15 protein-coding genes are annotated in these 17,849 nt (G+C 68.6%); 8 read left to right on the forward strand and 7 right to left on the reverse strand.

What is annotated here, in order from left to right:
- The 3 genes from ABJK40_RS13540 to ABJK40_RS13550 form a co-directional block, all read left to right on the forward strand.
- Window positions 1–694 (forward strand): hypothetical protein (locus ABJK40_RS13540; protein WP_348510320.1); only part of this gene is annotated, 694 nt, incomplete at its 5' end.
- 121 nt (window positions 695–815) lie between these two features.
- Window positions 816–2,603 carry an alpha-amylase family glycosyl hydrolase gene (locus tag ABJK40_RS13545; protein ID WP_348482322.1) on the forward strand — a complete coding sequence of 596 codons (1,788 nt, stop codon included), beginning with the start codon at window positions 816–818 and terminating at the stop codon, window positions 2,601–2,603.
- A 9-nt stretch (window positions 2,604–2,612) separates the two neighbouring features.
- Entirely contained in the window at window positions 2,613–3,344 is a 732-nt protein-coding gene (locus tag ABJK40_RS13550) for an SDR family oxidoreductase (RefSeq protein WP_348482320.1), read from the forward strand.
- Between the two features lie 51 nt (window positions 3,345–3,395).
- Here the strand turns inward: ABJK40_RS13550 and ABJK40_RS13555 are convergent, their stop codons facing one another.
- Complete coding sequence (locus ABJK40_RS13555) at window positions 3,396–4,097, reverse strand: TetR/AcrR family transcriptional regulator (protein ID WP_348482318.1); 702 nt, start codon at window positions 4,095–4,097, stop codon at window positions 3,396–3,398.
- 154 nt (window positions 4,098–4,251) lie between these two features.
- Here ABJK40_RS13555 and ABJK40_RS13560 point away from each other — a divergent pair, with 154 nt between their 5' ends.
- Entirely contained in the window at window positions 4,252–5,322 is a 1,071-nt protein-coding gene (locus ABJK40_RS13560; protein WP_348482316.1) for an NAD-dependent epimerase/dehydratase family protein, read from the forward strand.
- Here the strand turns inward: ABJK40_RS13560 and ABJK40_RS13565 are convergent.
- The gene (locus tag ABJK40_RS13565; RefSeq protein WP_348482314.1) at window positions 5,244–6,443 is read right to left on the reverse strand and encodes a phosphatase PAP2 family protein; all 1,200 of its coding nucleotides are present in this window, start codon (window positions 6,441–6,443) and stop codon (window positions 5,244–5,246) included. The genes ABJK40_RS13560 and ABJK40_RS13565 overlap by 79 nt on opposite strands.
- Before the next feature lie 104 nt (window positions 6,444–6,547).
- On the opposite strand from ABJK40_RS13565, the gene ABJK40_RS13570 reads away from it, so the two are divergent.
- From ABJK40_RS13570 to ABJK40_RS13585, 4 genes are read left to right on the forward strand one after another with little or no spacing between them, the layout of a single operon-like run.
- Window positions 6,548–8,203 carry a hypothetical protein gene (locus tag ABJK40_RS13570; RefSeq protein ID WP_348482312.1) on the forward strand — a complete coding sequence of 552 codons (1,656 nt, stop codon included), beginning with the start codon at window positions 6,548–6,550 and terminating at the stop codon, window positions 8,201–8,203.
- On the forward strand, window positions 8,200–8,856 hold the full coding sequence (locus ABJK40_RS13575) for a class I SAM-dependent methyltransferase (protein WP_348482311.1): 657 nt from the start codon (window positions 8,200–8,202) through the stop codon (window positions 8,854–8,856). The genes ABJK40_RS13570 and ABJK40_RS13575 overlap by 4 nt, the downstream gene beginning before the upstream one ends.
- A gap of 13 nt (window positions 8,857–8,869) precedes the next feature.
- The gene (locus tag ABJK40_RS13580) at window positions 8,870–9,775 is read left to right on the forward strand and encodes a lysylphosphatidylglycerol synthase domain-containing protein (protein ID WP_348482309.1); all 906 of its coding nucleotides are present in this window, start codon (window positions 8,870–8,872) and stop codon (window positions 9,773–9,775) included.
- A complete protein-coding gene (locus ABJK40_RS13585) occupies window positions 9,775–10,773 on the forward strand; it encodes a glycosyltransferase family 2 protein (protein WP_348482307.1) in 999 nt (332 codons plus the stop codon). Before ABJK40_RS13580 ends, ABJK40_RS13585 begins: the two co-directional genes overlap by 1 nt.
- A 102-nt stretch (window positions 10,774–10,875) precedes the next feature.
- Here the strand turns inward: ABJK40_RS13585 and ABJK40_RS13590 are convergent, their stop codons facing one another.
- From ABJK40_RS13590 to ABJK40_RS13610, 5 genes are all read right to left on the reverse strand, one after another.
- On the reverse strand, window positions 10,876–11,934 hold the full coding sequence (locus ABJK40_RS13590; protein WP_348510321.1) for a collagen-like protein: 1,059 nt from the start codon (window positions 11,932–11,934) through the stop codon (window positions 10,876–10,878).
- 91 nt (window positions 11,935–12,025) lie between these two features.
- On the reverse strand, window positions 12,026–13,747 hold the full coding sequence (locus ABJK40_RS13595) for a hypothetical protein (protein WP_348482484.1): 1,722 nt from the start codon (window positions 13,745–13,747) through the stop codon (window positions 12,026–12,028).
- Window positions 13,748–13,822: 75 nt separating this feature from the next.
- On the reverse strand, window positions 13,823–14,647 hold the full coding sequence (locus ABJK40_RS13600) for a xanthine dehydrogenase family protein subunit M (protein WP_348482482.1): 825 nt from the start codon (window positions 14,645–14,647) through the stop codon (window positions 13,823–13,825).
- A 133-nt stretch (window positions 14,648–14,780) separates the two neighbouring features.
- The gene (locus ABJK40_RS13605; RefSeq protein WP_348510322.1) at window positions 14,781–17,171 is read right to left on the reverse strand and encodes a molybdopterin cofactor-binding domain-containing protein; all 2,391 of its coding nucleotides are present in this window, start codon (window positions 17,169–17,171) and stop codon (window positions 14,781–14,783) included.
- A 177-nt stretch (window positions 17,172–17,348) separates the two neighbouring features.
- On the reverse strand, window positions 17,349–17,807 hold the full coding sequence (locus ABJK40_RS13610; protein ID WP_348482479.1) for a (2Fe-2S)-binding protein: 459 nt from the start codon (window positions 17,805–17,807) through the stop codon (window positions 17,349–17,351).
- Window positions 17,808–17,849 lie beyond the last annotated feature (42 nt).

The raw sequence follows: 17,849 nt of genomic DNA on the forward strand, positions 1-17,849 counted from the left end.
GGACCCGACCCCTCCCAACCCTCGGAGCGACCCCCCACGGAACGACGAACCGGAGACGCGCAAGGGTCTGAGCAGGACGGCACGCGTCGTGCTGCTCGTCTGCGGCTCGGCGACCGTGCTGGCGTTCGGCGTGTCGAGCCTGCGTGAGGACGAGCAGGCGCAGCAGGCACCCACCCTGCAGGACGCCGTGGGCTCGGCGGACGCGGTCACGGCGGGGGGTGAGCCGCCGGCGTCGACTCCGAGTTTCGACGTCGATCCGACCCTCGTGGTGTCGGCCGTGTTCGTCGACGCAGCAGGAACGACGTGGGACGGTGCGAACGAACAGGATCGTGCCGGATCGCCGGTGGCCGTGGACTCGCCGCTGACCCAGGACCGGTTGGTGCCCGAGTCGATCGGATTCGCGATCACCGACACCTCGGTGACCCTGGGGAACCAGAGTGGAGGCAACGAGTCCGGAACGCGGGCCACGGCGGTCCAGACCCTCGACCTCGCCCGGCTCCGGACCGACGACCCTGCGGCGTTCACCGCGTGGGTGCAGAGCGTCGGCTTCACGGAGGCTGACCTGGCCTCCGAACAGGCCGAGACCGCAGTGATCACGATGACGATCGGGGACGACAACGCTGTCGCGACGTTCTCGATCCGGATCGAGCCGCTCGACCGGCAGGTCAGCTACGAGCGATCCCTGCAGCCCTGAGAGGTCCGACGATCCACACGCATCCGACTGCGACGACTCGTCGGGCGTTCCGTCTCGGACGGGTCGAGGACGTCTCCCGGATCGCGACGCCCGGTCACCCGGGCGTGGCACGATGCAGCGCATGGAGATCCGTGTCTTCGCTCCCGACGCGACCTCGGTGCGCCTCACCTCCGACTCGGGCGATCGTCCACTCGATCGACACGGCGACCACTGGGTCGGCGAGGTCGAACTCGGGCAGCGCTACGGCCTGATCGCATCGGGACCGCCCGGAACCCGGTTCCGTGACGACCGGACACTCGTCGATCCCGAGGCGACCGAGGTGTGGTTCCACGACGAGCACCGGCGCGACGCAGCCCGACCCGGAGCGGGTCCGAACCATCGCATCGCGCCGCGGGCCGTGGCGACGGAGTGGCCGGCGCCCCGCCCGCAGCATCACACGTCGCGACCTCTCGTCGTGCACGAGGTCCACGTGCGCGGCATGACCCGGCGACGCGAGCGTGTCGACGCCGGCACCTACCTCGCGTTGATCGACGAGCTTCCTCGTCTCGGAGCCGTCGGCGTCTCGGTGATCGAACTCCTCCCCGTGCACCAGTTCGACCCCGACGAGGGCAACTACTGGGGGTACATGCCGATGGTGTTCGGCGCGGTGCATCGTCAGTACGCCGCAGGCGACGACGCCAACCGGGAGCTCGGCGACCTCGTCGCAGCGGCGCACGCACACGACATCGAGGTGTGGCTCGACGTCGTGTTCAACCACACCACCGAGGAGGACGAAGCGGGTCCGACGTACAACCTGCGCGGTCTGGCCGACGCGCGGTGGTACGCACTCCACGACGACGGCTTCTACGTCGACGACGCGGGCTGCGGGAACATCGTCGACACGCACTCCTCGGCGTCCAGAGAACTGATCATGTCGACCCTCGACCGTTTCGCCGATCTCGGTGTGGACGGGTTCCGCTTCGACCTCGCCACCGTGCTCGGCCGGCACCCCGATTTCGTCCGCTCGATCGGGGACTGGGCGGCCGACCGAGGGGTGAGGCTGGTGGCCGAAGCGTGGGACGTGGTGCGCTACCAGGTCGGCCGGTCGTGGCCGGACCCGCGGTGGATGCAGTGGAACGGCCGGTACCGCGACGACATGCGCGGCTTCCTGCGTGGTGAGGCCGGACTCGTGCCGGCGGTGATGCAGCGACTGCAGGGCAGCCCGGACCTGTTCGACGCGCCGTGGAAGTCGGTGAACTTCCTCACGGCCCACGATGGGTTCACCATGTTCGACCTGGTCGCCCACGACCGCAAGCACAACGATGCGAACGGCTGGAACGGCACCGACGGCACCGACGACAACCGTTCGTGGAACTGCGGTTGGGAGGGCGAAGCCGGAGCGTCCGACGAGGTGAGAGCGCTGCGTCGTCGGCAACTCCGCAACGCCTGGACGCTCCTGATGCTCAGCCACGGCACGCCGATGGCCGTGTCCGGCGACGAGTTCGGCCGGACCCAGGGCGGCAACAACAACCCGTACAACCAGGACGACGAGACGACCTGGACCGACTGGTCGCGACGCAACGACTGGCTCGATCTCGAACGATTCGTGCAGCGCCTCACCGACTTCCGTGCCGCGCATCCGGTGCTGACGCAGGTCGACTGGTGGGGGAGCGACGTCGAGTGGTTCGGGGTGTCGGGTGCACCCGACTGCGGCGACCACTCACGCTCACTCGCATGGCACCTCGACGGCCTGTACGTGATGGTCAACATGTGGTGGGAGCCGCTCGACTTCGCCGTGCAGGCCCCGGGCCCGTGGCGGCGCATGATCGACACGGCGGACGAATCCGGCTTCGCCGAGCCGTCTCCGGCCGGTTCGCCGGTGGTCGTCGCGCCCCGTTCGATCGTCGTCCTGGCGGACGCGGCCGCATAGGTTCGGGGGATGGACCTCGGAATCGCTGGACGTCGTGCGGCAGTCGCCGCTGGATCATCGGGCCTCGGGCTCGGCAGCGCACGGGCGTTGTTGGCCGAGGGCGCACAGGTGGCGATCTGCGGTCGTGATGCGGACCGGCTCGACCGCGCGGTGGCCGACCTCGGACACGGTGCCGTGCCGCTCGTGTGCGACGTCGGCACGGCCGACGGCGGTGCCCGGTTCGTGGACCTCGCGACCGAGGCACTCGGCGGCCCGATCGACATCCTCGTCCCCAATGCGGGTGGGCCGCCCGCGGGCAACTTCGCGTCGACGGAGGTGGACGCGTACGCCGGAGCGCTCGACCTCAACCTGCTGTCGATCGTGGCGATGTGCAAGGCCGCGGTCCCCGGGATGCAGGAGCGTGGGTGGGGTCGCGTCGTGGCAATCACGTCGGTGTCGGTGCGTCAGCCGATCCCGAACATCATCCTGTCGAACACGGCTCGCGCCGGTGCCACGGCCTTCCTGAAGACGCTCGCCCTCGAGGTGGCCGGCGACGGGGTCACGGTGAACACGGTGCAACCCGGCATCCATGACACACCGCGCCTCGACTCCCTCTACACGTCGGAGCAGAAGGCGCAGGTGCGGATGGGTGACGCCGACGACTTCGGCTCCGTCGTCGCCTTCCTCTGCAGCGAGCAGGCGACGTTCGTCAACGGGCTCCAACTCCACGTCGACGGGGGCTCGTACGGCGGGCTGCTCTGACCGATCGGTTCCGTCCCGAGTCGAGTCGAGTCGATCGACGCAGCGACGCCGTCATCGATCGAGTCCGAACGCCTGGATCGCCATGGCGACCTGATGCTCGAAGAGCGCGTCGGCGGGATCGAATGCGTTGTGGAACGTGCCGAACAACTCGAAGCTGACGAAGCCGAAGAGCTGCGCCCAGAGTTCGACCCCGAGGGCGAGCACATCGAGGTCGGCGTCCACCCCGGCGAGGTCATTCGCGCCGGCGAGCTGCTCGGCCAGCGTGGGATCCAATGGTGCGCGAGAGCGCAGGAGTGGGCCGGACGGATCGATGTCGGCGGCGAGGACGATCAGGACACGAGCGACACGCAGGGCCGATTCGATCGTGTCGTCGGGGGCTGCGTAGCCGAGCACGGGTGATCCGTAGATGAGCGCGTACTCGTGTGGATTGGCCCGAGCCCAGTCACGCACGGCGTGGCAGATGGCCGCGAACCGTCCGGCGACGTCGGACCGGTCGACGTCGGCTTCGGCTCCCTCCACGGCGGCGCCGAGCTCGTCGTAGGTATCGATGATCAACTGCGTGAGCAGTGCGTCGCGGCTCGGGTAGTAGCGGTACAGCGCACTCGATGCCAGCCCCAGTTCGCGAGCGATCGCCCGCACCGACAGTTCGGCTGCCCCGGACGCGGCGAGGTGAGACCGTGCGATCCGGCTCACGTCGCGCAGCAACTCTGCTCGTGCCCGCGCTCTGATCCCTCGGGGTTCCTCGTCGGTCATCGCCACATTGTGGCCGATCCGTCGACGGGCGGACCGGATTCGAGAACAGATGTCACAAAGGAGATCAGTGCTCTTGTTTCACGGAGTGATCGGGTGCATACTGAACGAATGAGAGCGGTGCTCTCGTTTCCATCTCGACAACTCGGAGGACCAGATGAACAACACACGGATCGACGGCGAACACGGCGACGACGCGGCGGAGGGGGAGGTGCCGGACGTTCCGGCCGCGCCCCGGCGGTTCCACGTGGTCGTCGGCGCAGGTGTCGTGGGGTCGGGCGTGGCGACTCGTCTCGCCGACGCGGGCCACGACGTCCGGATCGTCACCCGTGCCGGGTCGGGTCCCGAGCATGGTCGCATCGAGCGGGTGGCCGCCGACGGATCCGACGCACGGCGACTGACCGAACTCGCGGTCGGAGCGCACGCGATCTTCAACTGTGCCAATCCGAGCTACTCGACGTGGGCGTCCGTGTGGCCGCCGTTCCAAGCCGCTCTGATCGCTGCCGCGGAGGCGACCGGTGCGCGACTCGTCGCCATGGGCAACCTCTACGCCTCCGGGAGCGACTCGTCGCCGATGGCCGCCACCGACCCTCTCGATCCGCCGACGACGAAGGGGGCGATCCGTGCCGCGATGTGGCGCGACGCGATCGAGGCGGACCGGGCCGGGCGGATCCGCACGACCGAGGTGCGAGCGTCGGACTTCTTCGGACCGCGCCTCGGAGCGAGCGCGCACCTCGGGAGTCGCTTCGTTCCCCGCCTGCTCGCCTCCACGAGCGTGTCGATGGTCGGACGCACGGACCAGGCCCACAGTTGGACGTACATCGAGGACGTCTGCGATGCCGTCGCCGCCCTGGGGAACGACGACCGTGCCCTCGGCCGTGCGTGGCACGTTCCGACGGTGGCACCGATGACGGCGACGCAGATGGCCGACGCGATCTGCGACGCCGCCGGGGTCGAGCGTCAGAAGGTGCGTCGGATCCCGCGGCTCGCGCTGCGCGCCGCCGGTCTGTTCTCCGCCGACCTGCGGGCGGTGGTCGAGATGCTGTACCAGTTCGACCGACCGTTCGTGATCGACGCAACCGACACCACCGATGTCTTCGGTCTGCGCGCTACGCCACTCGACGCTCAGATCGCAGCGACCGTTGCGTCCTACCGCAAGGCGCTGACCGACGGAACGGTGCCGTCGGCGGCGACTTCCGCTGCCGATCCTTCGCCCGCTGAGGTCTGAGCGACACCGCCATCCGTCCCACCGTCTGCGACGGCCACGGCGACGGGGGCGTTGTGCTCGTCGTCGACGTCGGAGTTGGCCCCGTTCTCCGTGTCGACGTCGCCGCTCGACCGATGTCGGGTCTCGACGCGGTTCCACACGAGGAACGACAGACCGACGACGGCCCACCCCACGAGTGCGTCGGTCAGGTAGTGCTCGCCGAAGTACACGAGTGCGGCCGCCATCGACGTCGGATACGCCACGAGAGCGGCACGGATCCATGGGCTGCGGATCTTCGGCCAGAAGAACGCGACGACGAACAGTGCGTACGCCGCGTGCAGCGACGGCATCGCGGCGACGTCGTTGGCCCAGTCACGACCGGTGTCCCACGCCTCCACGAAGTTGCGCAGTCCGATGTGCTCCCACCCGTTGCCGGTCGGTCGCCTCAGCGCGGGCAGTGCGTCGAAACGGAACCCGGGTCGGGTGCTCCCGCCCGCCGCCATCCACGGCGGTGCGGTCGGCAGGAGCACGAACATGGTGCACGCGACGAGCATCAGGGTGGCGAAGCGACGCATGTAGCGGACCCACTCGTCACGGTTCCGCCACCACAGGACGCCGAGAGCGATCGGCGGCACGATGAAGTGGGAGTAGTACACGCACGACGCGACGACGTCGTACCAGCGCACCGTGCCGACGGGCGCCAGGAACCGTTCCTGGAGCGCGACGGAACCATCGCGGCCGAACAGCAGGAAGCGGTCGATGTCGCGTACCGATTCGACCTGGATCGGCATCCCCAACTCGTCGGCGACGCCACGCGACTCGTCGTAGGCAACCCACATCATGACGAACAGCCCGAGATCGGTCGCCGTGCGTCGCCACGCGTCCCGCGACCTGCCGACGCTCGCGACACCGAGGAAGATCGCGAACGACAGGAGCACCGAGATGCGGTCGATGATGATGCCGTTGATCGCGAACCAGGACACGTATCCGATGGCGTAGACGCCGATCAGGATCCGACGGATCCGCACCCATTCGAGGCCTGCACTGCGCAGGATCGCCGAGAGTCCGCCGACGACCAGGACGACCGCCAGGGCGATCCACCAGACCGACCACAGGCCGCCCGAGGCCAGCCCCAGCAACATCGGCGAAACGCTATCCACGTCCCGTCGCGGTCGGGGTCGTGGGACCCGCGGGCCGAGTGACCACGCGATGGTCGGGTTGGCGCTCGGCGCCCTATCGTTTCGCCATGCTCGCACGGACCGCCGGCGGTACCTCCGTGGGTGCCCGACTCGCTCTGCCCGTCGTGATCGTCGCAACCGCGGTACTCGCCGTGTCGCTGCACCGCCAGGGGCACACCCAGGGCGACGACTTCGCGCTCTATCTGCGTCAGGCGCGCAGCATCTTCGAGGGCAACCCGGCGGAGGTCATCGCCGACAACCGGTTCGCCGTCGTGAACTCCGACAGCGGGTTCAGCCCGACCGGGTACCCGTGGGTCTGGCCGTTGGTGTTGTCACCCTTCGTCCGGTTCTGGGGGCTCGACTACGACCGCCTGAAGCTGATCGAAGTCGCCGCGATGTGTGTCTGGGTGGCGCTGCTCCACGGAATCGTCCGGCGTCGGGTGGGCCGTCCGGTGGCTCTCGCGGTCGCCGCGGTCTTCGCCACGTCGTTCGCCTATCTGCAGCACACCGAGCAACTGATCACCGAGATCCCCCACCTCGCGAGCGTCACGCTGTTCGTGTGGTGGTTCGACCGCGTCCGTCTCCGCGGTGCGCTGCTGACGGCGCGGATCTTCGATCTGTCCGTGCTCGGAGTGCTCGGCGCACTGTCGTTCAACGTCCGGCGTGAAGGACTCGCACTGATCCTGGCGACCGTGGCGATCCAATCGTTCGAACTGTTGCGGTCGAACCCCGACGCCGACGACGCGTCGGCCACCCGACCGACCGACGACCGGCGAGACGACGTCGGAGCGCATCGGGCTCGTCACGATGGCGGGCGGCGACCCATGGAGCGGCGTTGGCGACGACCGTCCGAGGTCGTCGAGGTCACCCGGACGCACGTCCGCTCCCTGGTCACCCCACTCGCATCGTTCGTCACGGCGGTCGTGGTGTTCCAGTTGCTCCTGCCGACGGCACTGCTGCCCGACAACGACAACTCCCGCTCGAACATCGACGACCGATTCGGGGAGTATCCACGGATCCTCGCGACGCAACTCGGATTCGGCGAGCATCCGGCGGTCGGGGTGATGATCCTGCTGGTCGCCGTGGTCGGCGTCGTGATCGGCGTTCGCTCCCGACCACACCTCGACGGCATGTTGCTCGCGATCGCCGTCCTCAGTGCGCTCACGATCGGCACCCACTTCCGCAAGGTCGAGCGCTACTGGTTCCAGATCACGCCGTGGGTCGTGTACTTCGTGGCGGTGGCCCTGATCGCCGCCGCCGGCGCTGCACTCCGGCATCGGGAACGACTCGTGTCGCTCGTCGCGGCGGCGCCGCTCGCTGCACTCGTCGTGGCTCATTGCGTGGTGCTCCCCGGTCACATCGCCGACGTGCGCGAGTTCGACGATGCCGGCCGGGTGCTCTCGGGTCCGACCGAGCCCACGGTGGCACCCGTGTACGAAGCGGTGCGCGAGCTGACCCCGCCCGGCGCGACCGTGGCCTTCTTCCGTGCCCGCACGATGACGCTGCTCACCGACCGCCGGTCGTTCCAGACCAAGGACATCGACCGGGTGGCCATCGGAGCCGACTATCTTGCTCAGCGCCGCCGCGACACCGCGTGGCAACCCGACATCGACGAGGCCGCCACGGCCGGCTTCGTGGAGATCTGGTCCGACCCCACGTGGATCCTCTGGAGGATCCCCGCAGCCGGTGCCACCCCGATCGAGACCCAGGACGACGCGTCATGAGCAACCACACCGGCGACAACGTCGACACACCCGTCGACACGAGCGGGGCCGCAGCGGTCCCCACGGGCAACACCTACGACAAGTACGCGACGACCAATCCGATCGAACAGCGGATGATGCGCGGCTTCTTCGACGCGTTCGACCGCTTCGTCGGAGCGGTCGATGCCCCGAAGCGGATCCTCGAAGTGGGAATCGGTGAGGGCGTCGTCACGACACGGTTGCGCGAGCGATTCGTCGACTCGTCGATCGTCGGACTCGACCTGCCCGATCCCGAACTCGCGGCCCACTGGCGCAGCCGCGACCTGGACTGCGTGTTCGGTGACGTGACGCGACTGCCGTATCCCGATTCCTCGTTCGACCTCGTGCTCGCGATCGAGGTGTTCGAGCACTTCGACGACACCGGCGCTGCCCTCGCCGAGATCGCGCGCGTCTGCTCCGGGACGCTCGTCGCATCCGTGCCCTTCGAGCCGATCTGGCGGATCGGGAACATGGCGCGCGGTCGGTACCTGCGCGACCTGGGCAACACGCCGGGCCACGTCAACCACTTCTCGCGACGTTCGTTCTCGCGTTTCGTCGCGACCCGCTTCGACGTCGCCGACGTGGCGTCACCACTGCCGTGGACGATGATCCGCGCACAGCGGCGCACGCCGTGACTCGCCGGATCCGATGAGTCGCCAGCGACTCGCTTCTCTGGCGGGCGTCGCGATCGGCGTGCTCGGCGTGGGTTTCCTCGCGCTGCGTCTCTCCCGGGACTGGGACGAGGTGACCACGGCATTCGCCGACACCGATCCGCAGTGGGCGCTGGTCGCCTTCGTGTGCGGGACGGCTGCCATGTCGGTGATCGCCGTGAACTGGGTCGCACTGCTGCGCGGCCGCGGGGCGCACGTCGCGACGCCGAGCGGCTTCGCGTGGTTCTTCGTGGGGCAACTCGGCAAGTACGTGCCCGGCGGGATCTGGCCCGTGGTCGGCCAGGCCGAACTCGCGGTGCGCGGAGGGGTGGTGCGGCGCGATGCGTACACGGCCACGGCGACGTCGATGATCGCCACGCTCACCGGAGCCGCCGCGTTCGCATCGATCACCGGCGTGGTCACCACGTCGGATCGCCGGTGGATCGCAGCGGCGATCGGCCTGGCACTCGTGTCCGCGCTCGGCATCCTGTGGGCGGACGCAGGTCGACGACGTCTCGAGTCGTGGATCGCAACGATCGTTCGTCGGTCGGTCGCGCTGCCCGCCGGGCGGTTCCTGACCGTTCAGACGCTGCGCCACCTGCCCGTGTGGTTGCTCTTCGGTGCGATGAACGTGGCGGTCGTGATCGCCCTCGACGGGTCGCCGTCGACGCGCGCCGTGTTGGAGGTGCTGTTCGCCTCCACGTTGTCGTGGATGGCCGGGTTCGTGGTGATCGGTCTCCCGGGTGGCATCGGGGTCCGCGAAGCGGTGCTGGTGTCCGCCTTGACCGGGCCGCTCGGCGCAGGGGTCGCGCTGTCGGTGGCGATCACGAGCCGCATCGTGTCGATCCTCGTCGACGTGGTCGCGGCGGGCACATCGCCACTCTTCGCTAGGATCGCCGCCTGATGCCACGGCCCGTCAAGCTGATCATCCAGATCCCCTGCTTCAACGAGGAGGAGACGCTTCCCCTCACGATCGCCGACCTTCCCCGTGAGGTCCCGGGGGTCGACGTCGTCGAATGGCTCGTGATCGACGACGGCAGCAGCGATGCGACCGTCGAGGTCGCCCGTCGTCTCGGCGTGGACCACGTCGTGTCCCACCCGCACAATCGTGGTCTCGCTGCTGCGTTCCTCACCGGTCTCGAGGCGTGCCTGTGGGCCGGAGCGGATGTGATCGTCAACACCGACGCCGACAACCAGTACGACGGCGGGTCGATCGCGAACCTGGTGGCTCCTGTGCTGGACGGCGAGGCCGACATGGTGGTGGGGGAGCGGCCGATCGAACACATCGACGACTTCTCCCGCTCGAAGAAGATCCTGCAGCGCGTCGGGAGTTCGGTCGTGCGACGCTTCTCGGGCACGGGTGTGCGCGACGCGGCGAGCGGTTTCCGCGCCTACTCGCGTGACACCGCGATGCGAGTCCAGGTGTTCGGCCGGTACTCCTACACCATGGAGACGATCATCCAGGCGGGCTGGAACGGGATCCACGTCGTGTCGGTCCCCATCGGCGTCAACGCCAAGACCCGCGACTCGCGTCTCGTCAAGAGCGTGCCGCAGTACCTGTCCCGCTCGGGGCAGTCGATCGTGCGCAGCTTCGCGCTGTACAAGCCGTTCCGCTTCTTCTTCCTCGTCGGGAGCGTCCCGTTCCTGATCGGATCGCTCCTGCTCCTGCGGTGGCTCGCGTTCTACTTCCTCGCCGACGACTATCGCAGCCGGTTGCCGAGCCTGCTGTCGGGGATCGGGTTGATCCTGGTCGCCGTGCAGATCTGGAGTGTGGCGTTCCTCGCCGACCTCCAGGCCGCCAACCGTCGCGTCCTCGAGGACCTGCGCTTGCGCACGCGGCGCAGCGACCTCGCCGCGCCGGCAGCGGCTCCCGACGGTCCACCGGCCGACGACGCGGCCTGATCTCGGAGTCGGACCACATCCGTCGATCGCGACGTCGAGGACGGCCTCGTCCCGAGCAGCGAACGAGTCGAGTCGTCCGCGGTGGCGGCCTTCGAACGTGCGTCAGTCGAGGCGTTCGATCGTGATGGATGCGTTCACGTTCATCTGGGTGCCGCCTGCCAGGGTCTGCAGCGTGATCGCGGCGGCGGACGAATGGTTGCGCAGCGTCAGCACGTCACCCGCGGTCATCACCGCGATCACCTTGCCCGAGTTCTGCTGGGTGCCGGCGCCCGATCCGAACACACCGCCGGCGAGGCCAGCACCGTTGACGAACAGTGCGAACTGGTTCGGCTCGACGGCGCTGACCGAGAACTCGATCGCGTACGTTCCGGCCTCGGTCACGACGATGCCGGCTGTTCCGGGCGTGTGGGTGATGCTGCTCGTGCTGACGCCGTTCGAGTCGAAGCTCACGTCGGCCTCGATGGGGACGATCTGAGCGCCCACGTTGTAGACGTAGCCGTGGTCGACCGACGCTGCCGGTCCGGCGGGCCCGACCGGCCCGGGGATTCCGGCGACTCCGGGAGGCCCGGCGATGCCCTGCGCGCCGTCGGCGCCGTCATCGCCCGGCACGCCCTGGGGTCCGGGGTCGCCCTGGGGTCCGGGTTCACCGGCGCCTCCGGCCACGTAGTAGCCGTTGACGTCGACGAGGACGTCAGCGGTCGGCCCGGTCGCGCCGAACGCGGTGTACACGACGTCGATCGCACCGTCGTCCGGCAACGCCACGGTCACCGCGTTCGCGACGGTCGCGTCGGCCACGACGTTCACGTTGCTCGTCATGACGTCCGCTCCAGCTCCGACGGCGACGAAACCCGACGCGTCCGGCTCGACCACGGTGACCGTGACGACGACGGCCGTCGCCCCATCGGGGACCACTGTGGTCGTCCCCGATGTCGTCGCAACGGCGCCCGTCACCTGCAGCGTGCGAGCCGTCGGTGAGACGAACCGATCGGGCAATCCGACATCGGTGCGGGTGTCGAGGATCCGTGAGGGAGCGATCGGTACGAGTGACGACGGTGAGCCCGACGATGCGGAGGCCGTGGTGAGTACCCCGACACCCATCGCCGCCACCATCGCCGTTGCGACACCGAGAGCCGTCAGACCCGAACGGGAGAACCTTGCCATGACAACCTCCATTGCTTCGCACGTACGAGGTCCGCCGTGCCGAGCTGCAAGGTAGTACACCGTGGGAAGATGACCCGAAGTGGCGGTTCCGTCACTGTCCGTGTCGGGCACGTTCCCAGAGGGAGATGCCGCGGAGTGAGTCGCTCCACACGGACCGGGCGGGGTGATCCGCGGGCCAGTCCGAGTCGCTGGGTGCCACGACGTAGCGAGCGTCGCCGTCGTCGAGTGCCTCGGTCACGGTGAATGCACTCTGGGGAAGGACGAACTGGTACACCATCAACGCCTTGGTGTCGTCGGAGCCCGGTCGGACGTAGAAGTCGACGGGTTCGCCTCCCGCCAGCGGCCCGTCGGCGAGCGCCTGGATGGGCTCGATGTCGGTGGTGTCGTTCCAGCCTCGAGCGATCACGTCGGCGGTACGGATGCCGCCGACCACCAGGAGCAACCCGATCAGCCCGGCGGCCGAGACGTGTCGAGGCCCGCCCGCTCGAGGCAACCGGGAGGCGGCGACGACGGCGGTGCCGAGGACCAGCGCAGCCAGGGTGATCGGCACGACGTCGATGGACGATCGGCCGGACACGAACGGCTGCAGGCCGAGGATCATCGGCTCGACGCCGTTGTCTCCCGCGAGGGGTTCGGAGCGGAACGCGGTGAGCACGACGGCGGCCATCACGACCGAAGCACCGACGGCGCCGGAGACGGCCGCGATGCGCCGAGTGCCGATCGAGCCGACGAGGACCGCGATCCCCACGACGAGCACCGGAGCGATCACAGCATCGTTGTAGCGGCCGTACACGATGCGGTCGGCGCGGACCCGCTCGGACATGAACACCACCGACAGCGCCACACAACCGAGGGTCGACACGGCGACGATCGCAGTTGCCCGGCGTTGCTCGTCGTGCCCATCCGCGATCCTCCGGACGATGTCCCAGACGCCGAGGCCGACGATCCCGAGCGAACTCACGACGAGGTACCACCACTGGCCGGCGGCTGCGACCACGAGCGGCCCCAGGTCACCGGCGCGTTCGGCCACTGCACCGACGGTGTTCGTCTCTGCGGCGTCGCGCCAGAGTCGATCGACGATGGCTCCCGACGCCCACTGCACGAAGCCGGCACCGGCGATGGCCGCCGCCGAACAGACAGCGACGACACGGACGTCGGTGCGCCCCTGCCGCCATGCGACGAGCACGATGCCGATGCCGACGGCGACGAGCGGCAGCATCCGACTGTGCGTCGCGAACGCTGCTGTGGCCGCAGCGACGGCGACTGCCCCTCGGGCCAGATCGGGCGCCTCGTCGAAACGCACGAACGCCAGCAGCGTGGCGAGGAAGAGGACGACGACCAGCGACTCCGACCACACGAAGTCGGTGACGAACAGGCTGGCCGGAGCCGTCATCACCACGCCGGCGGTGACGGCGGAGGCCCAGGCCGACAGAGTCGTCAACCGGCGGGTGAGCAGCACGAGCAGGACGGCGGCCACACCGCCGAGGGCGGCGTTGACGACCATCGCGGAGCGGAACACCGTCGTCGCGTCGTCGGTGAACCAGTACACCGGCGAGATGAGGAGGGCGTACGCCGGTCTCCAGGTGCTGTGGTCGTGCATGTTCCAGCGGGTTCCGCCCGCGAGGAACCGCGCCATGGCCAGTTGCGCAGGTTCGTCGGGCCAGATCGAGTACGTCGTGCGGGAACCCGAGACGAGCAGGCGGAGCACGGTGACGATCGCGCCGACCGCAGCGAGCGGAGCGATGGGGTGCGTCGCGACGCGCACCGGCGGGTTCGATCGTGCGGCGACCCCGGTGATGTCGTCGTCGAGCACGGCCCGACGCTATCCAGCCGACACGGTCGGCCGGGAGCAGGTCCGGGATGAGGACGGGGGACGAACCCCTGACCGTCAGGCGCTGGCTTCTTCGAGCGCGCGCTTGGTGAGGATGCGGGCGAGGTGCTCGCGGTACTCGATGCTGGCGTTCAGGTCGGCGGTGGGGTCGCAGCCCTCGGCGGCCTGTGCCGACGCGTCCTCGATCGTTGCGCCGCCGGAGAGTGCCGTCGACACAGCGGTGGCGAGGATCGGCACGGAGCCCATGTTCACGAGCCCGACGCCGGAGTCGCCGTTGCGACGCCACGCAGCCACGCCGACGATCGCCCAGTCCTGGGCGCGACGGTTGAACTTCTGGAACGACCAGCCCGCACCCTGCATCTTCGGCACGCGGATCTCGGTCAGCATCTCGTCGGGCGCGAGGTCGGTCGTGAGGAAGCCCTTGTAGAAGTCGCCGGCGGCGATCTCGCGGGTGCCGTTCGGACCCTGGGCCACGTACGTGGCGCCGAGGGCGAGCGTGGTGGCGGGGAGGTCCGATGCGGAGTCGCTGTGGGCGATCGATCCACCGATCGTGCCGCGGTGGCGGACCTGGGGGTCACCGACGTGGGATGCCGCGTGGGCGAGGAGCGGCACGTGCTCCTTCAGGACGTCGGAGGTCTCGACGTCCATGTGACGCGTCATCGCACCGATCGCGATGACGTCGCCGTCCTCACGGATGTAGGACAGGTCGCTCAGCCGACCGATGTCGATCAGCACCGTGGGCTGCGCGAGGCGCAGTTTCATCAGTGGCAGGAGGCTGTGGCCGCCGGCGAGGAACTTGGACTCGTCACCGTGCTGACCGATGAGGCTGATCGCCTCCTCGGCGGACTCGGCGCGGACGTAGTCGAATGCTGCGGGGATCACTGGTGGTTCTCCTGGAGGTGAGAGGTGGTGCGGAAGGAAAGGTAGACGGTTGGTCGACTGCTCGGTGAGTCGAACCCGGACGGTGCGATCGGACCGAGGTGGTGCGCAGGTGTTGCGCGTGTCGGACACCTGGTCATGCGCGGGCCTCCTGGATGGCGGTCCAGACCTTGAGGGGGCTGGCGGGCATCTGGATGTCCTGGACGCCGAGGCCCGACAGTGCGTCGACCACGGCGTTCATGATGCACGGCGCGGCGCCGATCGTGCCGGCCTCGCCGACACCCTTCACGCCGAGCGGGTTGGTCGGTGACGGGGTGATGCTCTCCCCGGTGGTGATCGACGGGACGTCACTCGCGGCGGGAACGAGGTACTCGGCGAGACTCGTCGAGCGCAGGTTGCCGTCCTCGTCGTACGCCGCCTCCTCGTAGAGGGCTTGAGCAAGACCCTGGATGACACCGCCGTGGACCTGGCCGTCGACGATCAGCGGGTTGACCTTGTTACCGCAGTCGTCGACCGCGACGTACTCCAGCACCTCGGTCGCGCCCGTTTCGACGTCGATCTCCACGACGCACATGTGCGTGCCGAACGGCCACGAGAAGTTCGGCGGGTCGTAGGTGAGCTGCACCTCGAGGTTCGGTTCGAGATCGTCGGGCAGGTTGTGCGCCGTGAACGCCTCGAAGGCGATCGCAGCGAGCGGCATCTCCTTGTCGGGTGACCCCTTCACCGTGAACATCCCGCCGGCGAACTCGAGGTCGTCCTCGTTGGCCTCCATCTGGTGGGCGGCGATCTTGCGGGCCTTGTCGATCACCTTGTCGCACGCCATGGCGATCGCCACGCCGCCGACCGGCAGCGAACGCGACCCGTAGGTGTCGAGACCGAGCGGGGCGATCGCGGTGTCGGAGTGCAGGACGTCGACGTCGGCGGGGTCGACGCCGAACTTGTCGGCGGCGATCATCGACCAGGCCGTCTCGTGGCCCTGGCCGTGCGGCGCCGTCCCCGTGACCACCTGGATCTTGTTCGTCGGCAGGACGCGCACGGTGGCCGACTCCCAGCCACCGGCGGAGTAGTTCAGCGAGGCGAGCACGCGGGACGGAGCCAGGCCGCACATCTCGAAGTAGGTCGACACGCCGATACCCAGACGTTTCGTCGCATCGGGCGTGTTCTGCTCGGCCTGCCTGGCACGCATGGCGGCGTATCCGAGGATGTCCTCGGCGATCGTGGCGGCCTTGTCGTGGTCGCCCGAGTCGTAGGTGAGCCCGGTGTACGCCTCGTAGGGGAAGGACTCCTTGGGGATGAAGTTGCGACGTCGGAGCTCCAACGGGTCGATGCCCATCTTGCGGGCCAGGGCATCCATCGCGTGCTCGATCGCGTACGTGGCCTCGGGGCGACCGGCGCCGCGGTACGCGTCGGTCGGCGTCATCGTCGTGAACACCGAGGTGCACGAGAAGTCGAACGCCTTGGGGATCTCGTACACGCCGCCGTAGAGGAACGCTCCGAGCAGGGGCACACCGGGGGTGACGAGTTGGAGGTAGGCACCCATGTCGCCGATCAGTCGGACCCGCAGCCCGGTGATCTTGCCGTTCTCGTCGGCAGCCAGTTCGATGTCCTGGATCTGGGCGCGGCCGTGGATGGTCGCCTGGGTGTTCTCGCCGCGCTCCTCGTTCCAACGGACGGGGACCTTCAGGGTGCGGGCGAGTTGGACGCAGAGCAGTTCCTCCGCGTACACGTTCAGCTTCGAGCCGAAGCCTCCACCGACCGCCGGGCACACGACGCGCATCTGCTGCTCGGGGATGCCGAGCGTGAGCGCGGTCATCACCTTCAGGATGTGTGGCACCTGGGTGGACGAATAGAGGGTCATGTCGCCGCCGAACGGCTGGGGCATCGCCACCACCGCGCGCGGTTCCATCGCCATCGGGAGCAGGCGCTGCTGGACGTAGCGCTCCTTCACCACGTAGGCCGACTCGTCCATCGCCCGCTGGCAGTCGCCTTCGGTCTCCTCGATGACGAGCGGCCACGTGTAGCTCTTGTTCGTGCCGAGTTCGTCGTGGATGACGACCTCGTCGGAAAGGGCTGCCTCGAGATCGATCACCGCAGGGAGCGGTTCGTACTCGACCTCGATCGCTTCGATCGCGTCACGCGCCACTGCGTCGGAAGTGGCGAGCACGCAGGCCACACCGTCGCCCACGTACGCAGCCTTGCTCACCGCGAGCGGGTAGTGCGCCGGGTTCTTCATGTCGTCGGTGACCGGCCACGCACACGGCATCGGCGCCGCCCACTGATCGGCCAGGTCGGCGCCGCTGTACGCGTGCAGGACGCCCGGGATCTCGAGGGCGGCCGACACGTCGACCGACAGGATCTTGGCGTGCGCGTACGGGCTGCGCAGGATCGCCAGGTGCAGTGCACCCGGGACCTTCATGTCGTTGGTGAAGACCGCTTCGCCCGTGAGCAGTGCGGGATCCTCCTTGCGCAACATCCGCTGGCCGAGCACGCCGTTGCCGGCGGCGATCGACTCGGTGCTGGCTTCCATGTCGTCGATGACTGTCATTTCATGAACCCCCAGTTCATGTGAGCGACACGTTCTCGATGTCGCAGTGGATTGCGTGCGAGTCGGTCCGTTCGGTTCTGGACGGATCGGACCGACTCGACGTTCCCGAGTGCTCGCCGGTGTCCCCCGAAGTGCAGGACGTGAGGCGATCTCGAGGTGTCAGGCGTTCGCAGCGGCGAGGACCGACTTGACGATGTTGTGGTAGCCGGTGCAGCGGCACAGGTTGCCTTCGAGGCCGATGCGGACCTCCTGCTCGGTCGGGTTGGCGTTCTCCTCCAGCAGGCTGGTGGCGGCCATGACCATGCCCGGGGTGCAGTAGCCGCACTGCAGGCCGTGGTTCTCCATGAACGCCTGCTGCATCGGGTGCAGCGTGCCGTCGGCGTCGGCCATGCCTTCGATGGTGCGGATCTGCTGCCCGTCGGCCTGGACGGCCAGCAACGTGCAGCTCTTGACCGCCTCGCCGTTGAAGTGGATCGAGCACGCACCGCACGACGACGTGTCGCAGCCGATGTTCGTCCCCGTCAACCCGGCGTGCTCACGGATGTAGTGGACGAGCAGCGTGCGCGGCTCGACGTCGTGCGTGTGTTCCTGGCCGTTGATCGTGACCGTGACGTCCATGAGACCCCCAAGTGGTGTCGAAGTGATTCGTGAAAGAAGTGC

Source organism: Ilumatobacter sp. (assembly GCF_039969435.1).
Classification (GTDB): domain Bacteria; phylum Actinomycetota; class Acidimicrobiia; order Acidimicrobiales; family Ilumatobacteraceae; genus Ilumatobacter_A.